This window comes from Methylophaga sp. UBA3613, from assembly GCF_002375415.1.
In the GTDB taxonomy this organism is placed as follows: Bacteria; Pseudomonadota; Gammaproteobacteria; order Nitrosococcales; family Methylophagaceae; genus Methylophaga.
Map to the genome: position 1 here is coordinate 112,520 of NZ_DFLS01000014.1, position 15,240 is coordinate 127,759.

A 15,240-nucleotide genomic window follows, 5' to 3' on the forward strand; every position below is an offset into this window, starting at 1 on the left:
GCATTAATTTTTAGTTGGACTTAATTGAACAATGCAACACCAAAAGATCATCATAATCATTCCATATTTTGGTCAGTGGCCAGAATGGTTCGAGTTGTATATAGAAAGTTGCAAAAATAATCCTCAAATCAATTGGCTTTTTTATACTGACTGCGGTGAGCCGGTGAATCAGTGCTCCAATGTCAGATATATCCACCTGTCTTTTGAAGAATATAAACGCTTGGCAAGCGATCGTTTAGCTATCAATTTTAATCCTTCAAGTCCTTATAAGCTGTGTGATTTGAAACCCGCCTTGGGATTTATCCATGAATCCGATATCAAAGATTATGATTTTTTTGCGGTGGGTGATGTCGATATCATTTATGGTCAGATAAGAGACTTTATTACTGACGAGTTACTGCAAAAATATGATGTTATCGGCACACATAACCGCAGACTTTCCGGTCATCTCGCCATTTTCCGTAATACCGATCGATATCGCCAGGCGTTTCGTAAAATCCCGGATTGGCAGAAGTTAATGGAAAGGGATGAACATATCGGATTGGATGAGTCAAAATTTTCCAAGCTGTTTGTTCGCCATAAAAATCATCCATTATGGTTACGTAAGCTGTGGTCGTACAGTTCACGTTATCAAAGACGGGTTTTATATAAAGAACAATTTAGTACCGTTCTCTCACCAATTAAGTGGCTTGATGGAAGCTCGGATCATCCCCAGCAATGGTTCTGGAAAGATGGTCACCTAACCAATGATAGAGATAACAGGGAATTTATGTATCTTCACTTCATGAACTGGAAATCGAATCGCTGGTTACCCAAAAATCTGCGTGACGCACCAGCAGCATGGAGTTCACTAGATAAATTGGTGCAAATCGATATCGAGCAAGCTCGTAAAAATGGTTTTCAAATCTCCCCGCAAGGCTTTACTCCGATTAATCCTAACTATCTGAAAGGTTAGATGGTCTCTGCCCCCTCACGCTTGATATACTGAACAACATTTTTACGCAACTCGAAGATAATTTATGATCGTTTTAGGCCTTTCCGGCGCAGTAAATCACGACGCCTCAGCTGCTTTATATATCGATGGAAAACTGGTGGCGGCCGCCGAAGAAGAACGCTTCCTCCGTGACAAACATGCCAAGGGCAAAATGGCTTATGAAGCCACCAGATACTGTCTTGAACAAGCGGGCATCCGTCCAGATGAAATCGATATTGTCGCGTTTCCCTATGCGCAGATTGGTCTGCAATCCCCGGCTCGCTGGCATTATGCCAAACGTCACTGGTACGCGCCTGACAGAGCATTAACGGCTTTATTCTCCGGTAATCGTCGTTACTGGCGTAACCACAAAAACGTGATGAAACTGCTGGATGATTTAGGTATTGATTCAAAGCGAGTCAAGTTTGTCCCGGTTGAACATCATCTGGCCCATGCCAGTAGCGCCTATCATCTAAGTGGTTTTCAGGAAAAAACTGCGATTATCGGCATTGATGGGAAAGGCGAATATGCCACGACCTTTTTTGGTTATGGCGAAAATGGCAAAATTCATAAAATCAAAGAATTCTATGACCCCGATTCACTCGGCGGTGTTTATGGCGCGATGACTGAATATCTCGGTTTTGAAATGCTTGATGGCGAGTTTAAAGTCATGGGCATGGCACCTTACGGTGATCCGAACCGTTTTGATTTTTCACGCCTGATTCATTGTGAAAATGGCGAATTCAAGGTTAATACCAAGCTGGTTAATACCGTTGGGTTTCGCCGCTATAAAAAAAATGGCAAAGGCTATTTCTTCAGCCCTGAACTCATTGAATGGTTAGGCCCGATGCGTGAAGGTGATGAAAAGGACGAACCCTATATTGATTATGCTGCCAGCATTCAGGCCTTACTTGAAAAATGTGCTTTGCATCTGATTGATTTTTACCTTGGCGATATTATTCGTGAAACCGGTAAAGTCGCTTATGCAGGCGGTGTAGCTCTCAACGTCAAACTCAATCAACGCATTATTGCCATGCACGGTGTTAAAGAATTGTTTGTACAACCGGCTTCCAGCGATGCGGGTACCGCAATTGGAGCAGCCAGTTATGCTTCACAATTAGCAGGTGTACCGGTAGAGAAAATGGAGCATGTTTATCTCGGTCCTTCCTATACCACTCAACAATGTATTGAGGCCTGTGAGCGTTATACACAGCCGGTTAGCTGGCAATATTTAAATGATGTATGTGCCGACACGGCAAAAATTCTTGCTGATGGTAATCCTGTTGCCTGGTTCCAGGGACGTATGGAGTTTGGGCCTCGTGCCTTGGGTAATCGAAGCATTTTGGGTTCACCAAATCACTCCGGTGTCGCGGATCGTATCAACGCACAGATCAAATACCGTGAACGCTGGCGCCCATTCTGCCCAAGTATGCTGGATAAAGTGGCGCCGGAAATTCTGCAAACAGAGCATCCAAGCCCGTATATGACATTTACCTTTGATGTGGCAGAAAGCTGGAAATCAAGGATTCCGGAAGTGGTCCATGAAGATGGTACCGCCCGGGCACAAATCGTGACCCGCGCAACCAATGCACGTTATTACGAACTGATCGAAGAAATGGAAAAACTGACTGGCAATGCCGTGGTGTTGAATACCTCACTGAATCGCCGTGGTGAACCGATGGTCTGTAGCCCGACCGATGCTCTTAATATGTTCTTCGGTTCCGATCTGCAATATCTGGTGATGGAAGATATTCTGATCACCAAAGTTTAACTATTACGCATAATTTTTTTGGTGATGCTTTCAATTTTTTTAATTGAAATAAATGGTCGCCAGATATGTTCGCCACCAAATTTCAGAGTAATAATTGGTGAAACTACATTTCCCAAGTTATAACCTGGACGCCATACGAAGTTTTTATCTTTACGGGTAATGGTTATTGTGGGGATACCTAGCATTGCTGCAAGGTGTCCTCCACCTGAATCATTGCTAATCACCACTTTAGCTGCTCGCAGATATTCTATTAAATGTGCGATTTCCTGAAATGTTTTAACGTTTATTGTCCCAAACTTATCTTCTAAAAGTTCTTTTTCATGGGGCATAACAATAACTTCTACTTGAAACCCCATGCTCACTAGCTGTTTTGCAAGTTTATTAAAGCCTTTGATAGAAAAGTTCTTTTTAGGATTAGGCGTTGTTGGAAAAATCACAACTAAATTTTTAAATTGCTTAGGCTGATGGAAAGTAACTGCAGGTAACGATGAATCGGCTTTAACACCTAATACCTCCAGCCCATACTCATCAACCCAGTCAATCATACTTTTTGTGCTGTTTTTATCTAAACACAGTGGACGGTTATTAAAACTACCTGATGATTGAGAGATTATGTCTTTATTTGAAAACGTTTTTGTTGGTAGTTTTTTAGAGTAATTTTTTGATGTGAAAAGTAGTATATTTTTAGATACTTCTAAATCCACTAAATGCTTTTTTACCCACGGCGACAATACATCCAGAAGGATCAGATTGTACGTCGACATTAAAATATCAGGATCATTCGGCAAGCTCCCAAGCGTGAGCCAAGGGAAGTTTAATGTTGCTGAAGTGATGAAATTTGCAAACAGTGTAACTTCGTAACCACTATTAGTAAGATTTTGTGCTAACCGTAAACAAATTGTGACATCACCAAGAGCAGGGAAAGGAACGATAGCTATTCTTTTAACTGATTTCATGCATTTAACATTTTTATTTAATTATCTAGTGATTTTATCTGTTTACTTTCTTGTGGCTAACATTTCAATAAGTGACGCAGCCCGCTGCGGCATGCTATACAAATCATGTGTGGCGGCATAATCAAGAGCATTCACTGATAGCTCTTGCAGTCGTTGTTTATCGAGCATTTTAGTCAATTGTTGACTGAAAGCTGATGTATCTTCCGGCTGATCGATACATTCGCCGCTGTTCGAGTCTTTTACATAATTGGCATAACCACAGGCACTGCTGACCATACTCGGCAGTCCAGCTACCATAGCTTCAAGAATCACGGTACCGGTATTTTCAGAACGCGCCGGGTGTAAAAAAACATCTGCCGCCAACAGCCACTTCGATACATCATCGCGTCCACCCATAAAATGGGTTCGCTCAGCGACATCAAGCTTTTGCGCCAGTTGTTCAAAGGGTTTGGCATTATCTTCACCTACCACATACAAATGTGTATTTTCACGTAAAGCCTCTGGTAAAGCAGCCATGGCCTCGATAGCGAAATCAGCGCCTTTACGTTTAAAACCAGAGCCTATCATCAGCAGTAAAAAGTCATCATCATTTAACGATAACTTTTGGCGAAATTGCTGACGTTGTATTTGCCAGTCATCGGGCCTTACCCGATCCGGATCGATACCGGGCGGCAGATCTACCAGCCTTTCAGGGGGTGTCTGATAATACTGCTCAAACAGTTTGCGCTGTACTGATGAGATCATCATTGATACGGTCTGGCTCTGGGGTCCAAAAACGGCCCGCTCCCAGGCTTCATAAAACCTTACCCGGCCAAAAAACTGTTTGATGATATAACTGGGTTCTTGTCTGACTCGCGCCAGATAACAGGGATCGGCAGCGTAATACAAATCTAGTCCCGGCATTTTGTTAAAGCCAATCACCAGATCATAATTACCGGCGGCAATTAATGGCTGCGATTTATTATAAAAATCCCGTACTTTGGCATGATTGGTCAGCCCTGAAACCTTAATCGGAATTTGGTTAAAACCGGGAATCGGATCGCCTAGCCATTCAATGTAATACACATCGATTTCATCCCCGGCATCGCGGCGAATTTCCAGAATCCGCCGAAAATCACGCGCCAGGCCGCCATAGGCAAAATATTTATACAGGCATACCGCCAGCTTCATAAATGCGTTCCGTTTAACACTGAATTACTACCTTTCTGCTTTGATCGCTTTGGTTAACAGGTGACGAGTTTCGCCTACCGGCCAATTGCGTAAAAATCGCTGCTGATCCTGTTTATGCAAACTCTTGAAACCGGTTTTGGTGATTTGCTGCATCGCATCCAAATCAATCAGCCAGATTTTTTGCTGATTATCGACCAGCCAGTTGCTGGCTTTTAAATCGCCATGATAAATATGATGCAGATGTAACTGCTCAAACAAATCGCTGATTTGCTGCAGCATCTCAGGTTGCTGAATTTCCGAGTCAGAAAGGTCTGCCAATGAACGCCCTGCAATATGCTCGCAGATAAAATAAGCTTTATGCCGCAGTCCGAAAAACCGCTGTTCGACAAAGCCAAGTGGTTGCGGTGTGGCAATGCCCAGAAACTCCAACAGATTGGCATTGTACCAGGACACATTGGCACGACTTTTACGCAGACAACGCCGTAAGAAATGCCATGGCGTTTTCATATTATAGCGTTTGATAACTAACGGTTGTCCCGCCAGTTCACTTTTAACCACGGTAGCAGAGTTACCTTTTTTCAGAGAAATTCCGTCCTGCATCACTTGATTTAACACCGTTAAAGGCTGCTCTGCTAAAGAGGAAGATAAATTGGCACGCCATGCCGCCTCGAACATCAAAGATTTTCGATAACGTGTCATGGTGCAGGATCGAAACTGCTTTTTCAGATAATGCGCTTGGCGATAGTCACGGGCTTTTTTAATCTTGCCGAGTAATTGCTGCTCAACAATAGGATCCAGCACCATATTTCTGGCAGCAAAATAGGCGGGCAAACCATTTAACAACCACTCCTGCTGCTCCAGAGGAAACTGGGCCATCAGCCGTGCCAGATTATTCAGGCAGGTTGCCATTTTCAACGGCTTTTTCGGGCAAACCACGGAAGCCAAGTCCAATAAATAGAGTGTGTTATTGGAAAACACAAAATTATCCAGATGCGGATCCTGCTGATAGCACTGGTTTTGATGGCAACGGCCAAACAAATCAAATAAGGCCGTCAGCGGGAACACATCCTCTGATAATTCATTTAAGGTGACTGCCTTCGGTAAAAAGGCATAGACGATAAAACTGATGCCCTGCTGATCGTCGGCATGCTGCAAAATTGGCGCGACGGCAATATCAGCTTTTGTGCAATGTTGATGTGCTGCCAGTTCACGTTGATATTCCTGCTCGCCTTTGCCTTGTGCAGTAAATAACTTGAGGACATATTCGCCGCTTTCATCGCTGGCATGCAGCACGATTCGCCGTCCGGCGAGAAACCGTAATACCGAATGGATTTGATAAACCACTCCGCCCAGTTCCAGCTCAACCGGAAAAGTAGCAGGTAGTTCTTTTAATAAACTTTCAGCAGTCTGCATCACCATTATTCCGCCAATAACTTCTGGGCACGGCGTTCCACCTCACGCCATAAATCAGCTTGCTCTTTCAGCAATGTCCGCAGCGGCAATCCTGAATAAATCTGCATAAACCGTAATTTGTCCCGTTTGGTCAAAGGTACTCTGGAAGCCGAAAAATACAGACTGCCCAAATCTTTTATCTGCCAGCGTTTCGGTGTTTTCTGGCGAATAGTGGCACGATGTAAATCAATCAGATACACCGGCGTGTTATCTGTAAAAGTATTATTTTCGGCAAAGCGTTCATCGAGCAGAAAATGACACAGATAAAAATCACGATGATTCATGCCGTTTTTATGCATGGTGCCCGCCATATTGGCCAGCTTTCGAATCAAAGCCTGCTTGGTGGCAAAGCTTGGTGGACGCTGTTGCCACTGCTCACCAACAAATTCCAAGCTCATGGTATTGATTAAATCATCGGTGATCACAAACGAACGTAAGGTCGCCGGATTAATGCCCTTCTCGCCGTAACCGGCCAGCGTCATGGTCTCAATGCCATGTTTTTCCAGAAAATAAATTGCCTGCCATTCATTGCGCGCACTGATAATCGGTAAACGTAATTGCAGCAGATTTTTGATGATTTCAGACCAGCCGACACCTTGATGATATTTCAGAAAATACGACTGTTCATTAAGCTCGAAGCGCAAGGTCCGGCGGCCCTCTTTATCACGAAAGATCTCGCCATCAATGTTCGCCAAAATATCAAACACCGGTTTATCGGCCCAGACCTGGGCCAAATCTTGTCGCAAATAACAGGAATTCTTTTTCATTAAGGCCATCTAAAGGCTATGCCAAGCAGTGAGTTGTGCGAACGCGCACAGCGTTTTGTTACACTGTTTGCAGGAAACCACAAATACTACCACCAGAGCCGAAATGAGGTAAGCCGTGTCATTTAAATCCACCTTGCAACGCCACCAAAAGATGATTGAAAGCTTGTTTGAAATGGAGCCTCAATTAAATGATTTACTGGCCCTTATCAGCGACTGCGTGCTGAATGACAATAAAGTGTTGTTCTTTGGCAATGGCGGCAGCGCTTCTGATGCCCAGCATCTGGCCGCGGAGTTTGTCATTCGTTATAAAGAAGATCGCAGACCACTGGCCGCGATTGCGCTGACCACCGACACTTCAATTCTGACGGCTCACAGTAACGATTACAGTTTTGAAACCGTATTCGATCGGCAAATTCAGGCGCTGGCCCGACCCGGCGATGTGGCGATTGGTTTATCGACTTCCGGTAACAGTGCCAATGTGATTAACGGCATTAACGCCGCGAAAAAAGCCGGTTGTGCAACGATTGCCTTTACCGGTCATAGTGGTGGACAACTTAAAGCCATTGCTGATCATTGTGTCTGTGTAGCCGATACTGAAACCGCTCGGGTTCAAGAAGGCCATATCCTGATTGGTCACTGGTTGTGTGAAGCACTGGACGAGAAACTCAGCAAAGCATGAGTCAAAAAATCATCACCGCAGATGTGGTCATTGTTGGCGCCGGCATTGCCGGATTATGGCTGCATAACCGATTGAGCCAGTTGGGTTATCACTGCCTGCTATTGGAAAATCAGAAAATTGGTCATGCCCAGACCCTTAGTGCTCAGGGCATTATTCATGGCGGCAGCAAATATGCGTTAAATGGCATTTTATCCAACGCCGCGCAAACCATCAGTGAGATGCCAGCCCGCTGGAAAGCCTGTCTGCAAGGCAACGGCGAAATCGATTTATCCAGCGTCAATGTGTTTACCGACCATCAACTGCTCTGGTCCACACAAAGCTTGTCTTCCAAAATGGTGTCGTTTTTTGCCAGCAAGGCACTGCAAAGCCGGATGCAGAATATTCCCAAATCCGAACGCAGCGGCTTGTTTGCCGATGAAGGTTTTAAAGGCGCGTTATACCAGTTGGATGAACCGGTACTGGATGTTGCCAGTTTGCTTAAAGCCTTAATCAAGCCTTATGCCGCAACGATTTTAAAGACACCAGACATAGAACCGGAATGGATCAAGCAGGATGGCAATATCACTGCCTTGCGCTTTGGTGAAGAACTGGAAATTCAGGCCCAGCAGTTTGTACTGACTTCCGGTGAAGGCACGGGTGAACTGTTAAAAAGCCTGCAACTGACCCGACCCAAAATGCAGAAACGGCCTTTACAAATGTTGCTCTGCAAATCCAAAGATCCAGCCAACCCGCTACCGCAGATTTATGCGCATAGTCTTGGCAGTGGCAGTAAACCGATTGCCACCATCAGTAGCCATCCCGATAAAACCGGCAATATCGTCTGGTATCTCGGTGGCAATATCGCCGAAGAAGGTGTCGGCAAAGATCCCGCTAAATTGGTTGAAGAAGCAAGAGCTTTACTCAAACAAATACTGCCGTGGTTTACCCTGCCGGAACTGGAATGGACTACGCATAACGTCAATCGCGCCGAACCCAAACAAAGCGGTTTTGCACGGCCGGATAGCGCCTATGTCAGCAGCCATAATAACCTGCATATCGCCTGGCCGACCAAACTCGCCCTGTCCCCCGACCTGGCTGATAAAGTTATTGAAGCACTGGCAAAACAAAATGTGCAAAAAACAGCCCATCCAGAACAGCATATTTTGCCCCTGGCACAACTGGCTGAACCACTCTGGGATCGGGCATTTACAAAATGAATAAACTGCCAAAAAAAACCATTCCCGGCACCGGGCTGGATGTTTCGGTACTGGGACTCGGCACCGTCAAATTGGGTCGAGATAAAGGCGTTAAATACCCCGAATCTTTTACCATTCCCAATGATGAAGCCACCCTCGCCTTGCTGCAGCAAGCCTGGGATTTAGGCATCAATCTGATTGATACCGCCCCTGCCTACGGCAACAGCGAACAACGCCTTGGCGAGTTATTGCCCCAACTGCCACATGACTGGATTATCTGCTCCAAAGCCGGAGAACAGTTTGATGCCAAGACCGGCGAGTCACATTTCGATTTTTCCCATGATGCGATTATTAGAAGTGTTGAACAAAGTCTGCAACGTCTCAATCGAGAAATGATTGATATTGTGCTGATTCACTCCGACGGCAACGATGTACCTATCATTGAACAATATCAGGCATTGGAAACACTCAATGAGTTAAAACAACAAGGTCTGATTGGCGCTACCGGCATATCCAGCAAAACCGTCGATGGCGGCCTGCTCGCCCTGCAACAATCCGATATCGTCATGGTCACCCATAACCTCGCCTATCAGGACGAACAAATCGTGATTGATACGGCCAACCAGCTCAATAAAGCGATCTTTATCAAAAAAGCCTTTGCCAGTGGGCATTTGCCTGCCAACTCAACCAAAGACAGCGTCAGTGCCAGCTTTGAAATGATCTTTGCTAATCCAGCGGTGGCCAGTGTGGTGGTTGGGACGATTAACCCGGTGCATTTGGCTGATAATGTGGCTAAGGCTATTGCGGCTTTTGATAAGTAATTAACCACAGAGACACGGAGGGCACGGAGATTTTTGAGGTTCAAAGATTTATCCGCAGATTACGCAGATGGACGCAGATTTAAAAAAATGGGTTTAGGGACAACTAAATAATTGTAAAAACCTTTAATAAATTAATTTTCAGTGATTATGATAGCTACCATTCTAGCGGCTAATGTATTAGTGGTTCTGACAAACTTTTTTACAAGCTTAAATTCGTCGCGAATGGTTTTTTGTTCTTATTTTGAGAGTGACCAACCATAAGCTTTTTAATTTCGAATACTCAACAAGGATAGAAGGTTTTGCATGAGATTTATTATGAAACAACTTATTCCAGTTACACTCTGCTAAGTATCGTATAACGATGTTTGAACTTAAGCCTTTCTACAAGACTTTATTCTATGTATCGGCAGCTCTCCTTGGGTTACAGATAGCTTTTGTAATGAGTTTTTTGCAGAGCCCTTCTGTTGGCTGGAAATATTATTTGGCAATCATTGCTAGTGCGTTCTCAATCCCTCTACTTACAGGAGCTTGCTTGGCAGCATTGTTTGGTTACTCGAAGCAACTTCAAGCACTACTCATCACTGGGGCAATGTTCACTGGGCTTTGGCTTATTCTTTTATTTATGAGTTATTCGTTGATAGCGGGGATCATTCTTTTATTAGTGGGCTTAATTAGTTTCAAGATGCTTTATTATCACTATCAGGACCTCAAGAAAAAGGTGAATTCATAGAGTAAGGGGATTATTTTGGTGTTATCTCATTTAGTTAGCATGGAAGGTTGGAATATTTTTGTAAACTTCGCTTTTTATTTGTTGTGATTGCTTGTGTGAGGTAGAGATATGGACGATGCCTACGAAAATAAACGTAAATCAGTGAAAAGGTTGCATGAAAAAGCACGCCATTTGCGAGGAAGCTTTTTAAATTCTGTAGCTGTAATTGAGCGCGAAATTGCAGTCATATTGACAGAATATTTTTGCACCAATGATGAAGATAAAAGAGAGCTTTTCTATACCAAGGTTGCAGAAAAAATATCCCTGCAGAAGAAGAAAGAAATTCTCATAGAAATTGTTAAAACCGATTACCCTATATACTGGGAACAAAACAGAGAGTTTTTAAACAATATTCAGCAAATTCAAGAATTTAGAAACAAACTAGCTCATTCCGTTCTAGATGTTTCTGATGAAGCCTTGATGCGTCCACTAGATGAAGGAGTCGGCTTTGTTCAGTGGAATAAAGGCGCTCCAATAACAGATAATGAATTTCAAGTATGGGATGTAAAAGCCAATATGCTCCTTTCAACATTGCTGGAAATAAAACGGCTGCTACCATTTAAGCAAAGTAGGTTGGCTTGAGCTTGTGAAACCCAACATTTTCAACCTGCATTTTCGATATTTATTAGGTTTAATTGCATTCAACCAAGCCTACCAAAACACCCTAATAATCTGTGAGAATCTGCGTAATCTGCGGATAAACTTCTTTGAAACCTCAGTGCCCTCTGTGTCTCTGTGGTTTATTAATCTTAATAAATAATCTGCGGATAAATTGCCTTTATCTATCCTGATGAATCTTATTCACAATCGCCGTGGTGGAGCAGTTTTCAGTTAAGCCCATCACTCTGACTTCACCACCGTAGCCTTCGACGATTTCCCATCCAACCACGCCTTTTTTATCGTAGTCGCCGCCTTTAACCAGGATATCCGGCTGGATTTCTCTGAGCAGGTCTTCCGGTGTATCACCTTCAAAGACGGTGACCCAATCCACATCGGCCAAGCCTGCCAGTACAATCTGACGGCGATCGGCGGTGTTAATCGGACGGCCTTTGCCTTTGAGTTTGGTGACCGATTCATCACTGTTAATGGCGACAATTAATCTATCGCCCTGAGCACGCGCCTGATGCAGATAACTGACATGTCCGGCATGCAGAATATCGAAACAGCCATTGGTAAAAACGATTTTCTCGCCACGTTTTTTGGCTTGATCAACGGCAATTTTTAATTGCTCGACCGTCACCGCACCAGCAAAGGAATGATCACTTTGATGGGAGCCCTGATGGCGTTGGTATTCGGCAAACAATTCCGGTTCACTGACAGTTGATGTGCCCAGTTTGCTGACCACAATACTGGCGGCAACATTGGCTAAAGTCACGGCTTGTTGCAGGGATTGTCCAGCTGCCAGTGCGGCAGCTAGGGTAGCAATGACGGTATCCCCTGCGCCGGTGACATCCGCCACTTCTTTGGCAATGGCCGGTAAATGAAATTCGCTATTGTCATTAGTGATTAACGACATGCCTTGTTCGCTACGGGTAATTAAGACCGCTTTAATGTCATAGTCTGCAATAAGCTTTTTGGCTTTTTCGATCAAGTCAGCTTCTGACTGAATTTCGCCCGCCACCGTTTCAAATTCAGTGAGATTGGGCGTGATTAAATCCGCGCCACGGTATTTACTGAAATCATTACCTTTTGGATCGACCAGCACGGTCATGGAATTGGCTTTTGCCAGCTTAATCCACTGTTGTGGATCATGCAGCGTGCCTTTGTCGTAATCCGACAAAACCATCACACCACCGTTGACCAATAATGAGGTGACTTTTTCAGTCATCCCAACTGCGCTTTCCACGGTAAAGCGGCTTTCAAAATCCATCCTTAACAGTTGCTGATGCGCACTGATAATACGGGATTTAATGATGGTAGGATGGTTGACCGTTTGATGAAAAGCACATTCAATGCTGACAGAACCCAGTCGCTGCTGTAATACCTGCGCGGCTTCATCCTGACCGGTAATGCCGGACAAACTGCATTTGGCCCCAAGTGAAGCAATATTCATCGCAACATTGGCGGCGCCACCCGGAATATCTTCCAATCGTTCAACGTTCACTACCGGCACCGGCGCTTCAGGTGAGATGCGTTTGGTTTTGCCGAAATAGAAGCGATCCAGCATCAAATCGCCTATTACGACGACATTGGCCTGCCGAAAATCCGGGAATGCATTTTTCATAACGTTTGATTTATTGATTTGAGAAAGCGGTTATTGTGCGGCTAAAAGCGGTTGCAGTCCATGCCAAACCATTTCCGGTATCATTTCAGTCATGCAGACAGGTTCGCCATTGCGTGAGGCGGGTAATGGACATTTGCGTTTATAGCATGGGGCGCAGTTAAATTCGCTGACCAGATGCTGCTGATGTTTGCCATAAGTGCCAATCAACGCTGTGTCTGTCGCACCGTATAAGGTTAATGCTGGCGTTCCGGCTACGGCTGCAAGGTGAGCTAATCCGGTATCACTGCATACGGCACCCGCCGCGTGATGCATTATTGCCGCGATATCGTTCAGGCCTAATCGCGGTAACGCAAATGCCATTGGATCGACTGAGGCGATCTGCTGAGCACGCAGATATTCTTCATTATTGCCGCAAGGCAAAAGCACCGCGTAGCCTTCAGCTCGCGCCTGAAACACCAGTTGTTGCCAGAAATTAATCGGCCAGAGCTTGGTCAGCCAGCTGGCATTATGTACAAACATCAAATAACGCTCGGGTAACGCAAACTCGAGTTCAGGTAACGGATATTTACTGAAATTCGCCGCATATTTAGCGGGTGTTTTGGGGAGTGGATAATCCAGCGCCTGTGACAGGATCTGCCGCATCCGATCCACGGCGTGTTGCTGTGGATTGACCGTTATCGGATATTGATAAGCCAAATGAGCCGGGCGTTCACGACAGGATTGTTTATCCAGACCATATACAGGGCCACGCCGTAACTTACTGACCAGCGCACTTTTCAGATTATTCTGCATATCGACAACTGCATCGTAATCATCGAGATTCAATTCACGATAAAACTGGCGTAATTCACCACCGGTCAGGGTTTGCCAGGCGGATTTCTTCCAGCGTCTATGCGATGTGGTAATCACTTTACGAACATTGGGATGCCATTTAGGCACTTCGGCAAAGGCTTCATCCACAACCCAGTCAAACTCAATGCCGGGAAAGGCTTTTGCCGCATCGCTCAGCGCCGGTAACGCATGCATTAAATCGCCCATCGAGGTGAGCTTGATGATTAATACTTTCATATACGGAAAAACGCCTGATGAAATAACATCAAGCGTTTTGCAAAGTATTTAAAGACAATGGCTTATGACGATGCTGCTGCAGGATGTTCAGAAATGCATCAGGATTTTTAATCTGTGTCATTTCACCTTCACGTGGGAAAAGCTGATCCTGCAAACGCGAAAGCCAGAAACGTAATGCCGCAGCACGGCAAACCAGATTCCAGTTGGACTGTTCGGCCTCATTAAGTTGACGACGTTGCAGATAAGCGTTCATCAACCGCTGGTAACGCTCGTTATCAATCAAGCCTTGTTCGTTAACACACCAGTCATTGACCACTACGGCCAGGTCATAAATCAAAAATTCATCGCAGGCATAGTAAAAATCAATAATACCCTGCAATTCATTATCAACAAACAAGGCGTTGTCGCGGAACAAATCGGAATGTGTGACACCCCATGGTAAATCCAAATCACTGTAATGTTGCTGAAAATCCAGTTCGGCTTTGAGCATGTCGGCCTGCTCGTCAGACATATGTGGTAACAAGGTTTCAGCCATGGATTCGCGCCAGTCGGCCCCGCGTTGCGTTGCCCGGCGGTGTTTAAACTTCTGCCCCACCAGATGCATTTGCGCCAGCATATCGCCGATGGCTTCGCATTGACCCAGTGTGGCAAGTTCATCAACTGTATGTCCCGCCAGACGCATAACAAGCGCCGCTGGACGACCGCATAAGGACTTGAGGTAATTCCCCTGTTTATCTTCAGCGGGATGCGCAGAGGGAATGCCATGTTTGAAGAAAAACGTCATGACTTCCAGGAAATAATCCAATTCGGCAAACTCATGCTGTTCGAACAGAGTAAGCACAAACTCGCCCTGGTCAGTGGTCACAAAATAATTAGTATTTTCGATTCCAGCAGAAATGCCCTGATAATCAATCAGATTACCAACGGCATAGTCGCCGAGGAACGCCATTAATTCATCGCGCCCGACTTCGGTATAAACAGACATGAAAATCTCAGTTAACGGGAGTTTTTGTTACCATTCCAACAGGATCCAGTTCGGCACTTCGGGATTGGCAAGGTTATGTTTTTGGGTTTCAAGTGAACCATCGCCATCAGTATCCATCAGGTAGTAGGATGGGCCGATATCCGGGGTGATTTTGATCATGTAAAGTTGACCGTTGACGCGGTACTCTTCAATGGTGCGATCTTCTTCCTGGATAATGGTGATTTCAGGTTCAATGCTTTCGCCATCCTGTAACGTAGGCGGCACAACAGGGGGTTCAGATAAATCAGGACCCGCAGCCCCAGCCCAGGCACTTCCTGTGAACATTGCGCTGATTGCGCATACAATGGCAAACGGTTTTAACATGACTTGGCTCCACTAATTTCCGATAAAGATAGCATTTCCGCTACGATGATAAAAGCAATCTGTTTGC

General features: G+C 45.0%; 15 protein-coding genes. 7 read left to right on the forward strand and 8 right to left on the reverse strand.

The window, feature by feature from the left end:
- The first annotated feature begins 31 nt into the window (after positions 1 to 31).
- Both B3S93_RS15365 and B3S93_RS15370 read left to right on the forward strand, forming a co-directional pair.
- Positions 32 to 955 (forward strand): DUF6625 family protein, encoded by a 924-nt coding sequence (locus B3S93_RS15365; protein ID WP_349677854.1) that lies wholly within the window; start codon positions 32 to 34, stop codon positions 953 to 955.
- Between the two features lie 64 nt (positions 956 to 1,019).
- The gene (locus B3S93_RS15370) at positions 1,020 to 2,744 is read left to right on the forward strand and encodes a carbamoyltransferase family protein (RefSeq protein ID WP_292401010.1); all 1,725 of its coding nucleotides are present in this window, start codon (positions 1,020 to 1,022) and stop codon (positions 2,742 to 2,744) included.
- Here B3S93_RS15370 and B3S93_RS15375 read toward each other — a convergent pair.
- Genes B3S93_RS15375 through rfaP form a run of 4 tightly spaced genes read right to left on the reverse strand, consistent with a single transcriptional unit; the run spans position 2,741 to position 7,089 of the window.
- On the reverse strand, positions 2,741 to 3,700 hold the full coding sequence (locus tag B3S93_RS15375) for a glycosyltransferase family 9 protein (RefSeq protein WP_292401014.1): 960 nt from the start codon (positions 3,698 to 3,700) through the stop codon (positions 2,741 to 2,743). The genes B3S93_RS15370 and B3S93_RS15375 overlap by 4 nt on opposite strands.
- 42 nt (positions 3,701 to 3,742) lie before the next feature.
- The gene (locus B3S93_RS15380; RefSeq protein ID WP_292401016.1) at positions 3,743 to 4,870 is read right to left on the reverse strand and encodes a glycosyltransferase family 4 protein; all 1,128 of its coding nucleotides are present in this window, start codon (positions 4,868 to 4,870) and stop codon (positions 3,743 to 3,745) included.
- Between the two features lie 27 nt (positions 4,871 to 4,897).
- On the reverse strand, positions 4,898 to 6,283 hold the full coding sequence (locus tag B3S93_RS15385; RefSeq protein WP_292401019.1) for a lipopolysaccharide kinase InaA family protein: 1,386 nt from the start codon (positions 6,281 to 6,283) through the stop codon (positions 4,898 to 4,900).
- A 5-nt stretch (positions 6,284 to 6,288) separates the two neighbouring features.
- Positions 6,289 to 7,089 carry a lipopolysaccharide core heptose(I) kinase RfaP gene (gene rfaP / locus B3S93_RS15390; protein ID WP_292401022.1) on the reverse strand — a complete coding sequence of 267 codons (801 nt, stop codon included), beginning with the start codon at positions 7,087 to 7,089 and terminating at the stop codon, positions 6,289 to 6,291.
- Between the two features lie 115 nt (positions 7,090 to 7,204).
- On the opposite strand from rfaP, the gene B3S93_RS15395 reads away from it, so the two are divergent.
- The 5 genes from B3S93_RS15395 (at position 7,205) to B3S93_RS15415 (ending at position 11,115) form a co-directional block, all read left to right on the forward strand.
- Positions 7,205 to 7,768, forward strand: a complete 564-nt coding sequence (locus B3S93_RS15395) for a D-sedoheptulose-7-phosphate isomerase (RefSeq protein WP_292401026.1) — start codon at positions 7,205 to 7,207, stop codon at positions 7,766 to 7,768.
- Positions 7,765 to 8,964, forward strand: a complete 1,200-nt coding sequence (locus tag B3S93_RS15400) for an FAD-dependent oxidoreductase (RefSeq protein WP_292401029.1) — start codon at positions 7,765 to 7,767, stop codon at positions 8,962 to 8,964. The genes B3S93_RS15395 and B3S93_RS15400 overlap by 4 nt, the downstream gene beginning before the upstream one ends.
- Complete coding sequence (locus B3S93_RS15405) at positions 8,961 to 9,764, forward strand: aldo/keto reductase (protein ID WP_292401032.1); 804 nt, start codon at positions 8,961 to 8,963, stop codon at positions 9,762 to 9,764. The genes B3S93_RS15400 and B3S93_RS15405 overlap by 4 nt, the downstream gene beginning before the upstream one ends.
- Before the next feature lie 361 nt (positions 9,765 to 10,125).
- Positions 10,126 to 10,494 carry a hypothetical protein gene (locus B3S93_RS15410; RefSeq protein WP_292401034.1) on the forward strand — a complete coding sequence of 123 codons (369 nt, stop codon included), beginning with the start codon at positions 10,126 to 10,128 and terminating at the stop codon, positions 10,492 to 10,494.
- A 108-nt stretch (positions 10,495 to 10,602) separates the two neighbouring features.
- Positions 10,603 to 11,115: a hypothetical protein gene (locus B3S93_RS15415; RefSeq protein WP_292401037.1), complete on the forward strand. Its 513-nt coding sequence runs from the start codon at positions 10,603 to 10,605 to the stop codon at positions 11,113 to 11,115.
- Positions 11,116 to 11,311: 196 nt separating this feature from the next.
- On the opposite strand, the gene hldE is transcribed toward B3S93_RS15415, so the two are convergent.
- The 4 genes from hldE to B3S93_RS15435 are packed head-to-tail and all read right to left on the reverse strand — an operon-like array spanning position 11,312 to position 15,173.
- Positions 11,312 to 12,757 carry a bifunctional D-glycero-beta-D-manno-heptose-7-phosphate kinase/D-glycero-beta-D-manno-heptose 1-phosphate adenylyltransferase HldE gene (gene hldE / locus B3S93_RS15420; protein ID WP_292401039.1) on the reverse strand — a complete coding sequence of 482 codons (1,446 nt, stop codon included), beginning with the start codon at positions 12,755 to 12,757 and terminating at the stop codon, positions 11,312 to 11,314.
- Positions 12,758 to 12,787: 30 nt separating this feature from the next.
- Positions 12,788 to 13,825, reverse strand: a complete 1,038-nt coding sequence (gene waaC, locus B3S93_RS15425) for a lipopolysaccharide heptosyltransferase I (RefSeq protein ID WP_292401041.1) — start codon at positions 13,823 to 13,825, stop codon at positions 12,788 to 12,790.
- 28 nt (positions 13,826 to 13,853) lie between these two features.
- Complete coding sequence (locus B3S93_RS15430) at positions 13,854 to 14,810, reverse strand: homoserine kinase (RefSeq protein WP_292401044.1); 957 nt, start codon at positions 14,808 to 14,810, stop codon at positions 13,854 to 13,856.
- Positions 14,811 to 14,837: 27 nt separating this feature from the next.
- A complete protein-coding gene (locus tag B3S93_RS15435) occupies positions 14,838 to 15,173 on the reverse strand; it encodes a DUF2782 domain-containing protein (RefSeq protein WP_292401047.1) in 336 nt (111 codons plus the stop codon).
- Positions 15,174 to 15,240 lie beyond the last annotated feature (67 nt).

Excerpts from the sequence above, each read along its gene's own strand:
- B3S93_RS15365 (WP_349677854.1), top strand. The coding sequence starts at position 32 with ATGCAACACCAAAAGATCATCATAATCATTCCATATTTTGGTCAGTGG.
- B3S93_RS15370 (WP_292401010.1), top strand. The coding sequence starts at position 1,020 with ATGATCGTTTTAGGCCTTTCCGGCGCAGTAAATCACGACGCCTCAGCT.
- B3S93_RS15375 (WP_292401014.1), bottom strand. The coding sequence starts at position 3,700 with ATGAAATCAGTTAAAAGAATAGCTATCGTTCCTTTCCCTGCTCTTGGT.
- B3S93_RS15380 (WP_292401016.1), bottom strand. The coding sequence starts at position 4,870 with ATGAAGCTGGCGGTATGCCTGTATAAATATTTTGCCTATGGCGGCCTG.
- B3S93_RS15385 (WP_292401019.1), bottom strand. The coding sequence starts at position 6,283 with ATGCAGACTGCTGAAAGTTTATTAAAAGAACTACCTGCTACTTTTCCG.
- rfaP (WP_292401022.1), bottom strand. The coding sequence starts at position 7,089 with ATGAAAAAGAATTCCTGTTATTTGCGACAAGATTTGGCCCAGGTCTGG.
- B3S93_RS15400 (WP_292401029.1), top strand. The coding sequence starts at position 7,765 with ATGAGTCAAAAAATCATCACCGCAGATGTGGTCATTGTTGGCGCCGGC.
- B3S93_RS15405 (WP_292401032.1), top strand. The coding sequence starts at position 8,961 with ATGAATAAACTGCCAAAAAAAACCATTCCCGGCACCGGGCTGGATGTT.
- B3S93_RS15410 (WP_292401034.1), top strand. The coding sequence starts at position 10,126 with ATGTTTGAACTTAAGCCTTTCTACAAGACTTTATTCTATGTATCGGCA.
- B3S93_RS15415 (WP_292401037.1), top strand. The coding sequence starts at position 10,603 with ATGGACGATGCCTACGAAAATAAACGTAAATCAGTGAAAAGGTTGCAT.
- hldE (WP_292401039.1), bottom strand. The coding sequence starts at position 12,757 with ATGAAAAATGCATTCCCGGATTTTCGGCAGGCCAATGTCGTCGTAATA.
- waaC (WP_292401041.1), bottom strand. The coding sequence starts at position 13,825 with ATGAAAGTATTAATCATCAAGCTCACCTCGATGGGCGATTTAATGCAT.
- B3S93_RS15430 (WP_292401044.1), bottom strand. The coding sequence starts at position 14,810 with ATGTCTGTTTATACCGAAGTCGGGCGCGATGAATTAATGGCGTTCCTC.
- B3S93_RS15435 (WP_292401047.1), bottom strand. The coding sequence starts at position 15,173 with ATGTTAAAACCGTTTGCCATTGTATGCGCAATCAGCGCAATGTTCACA.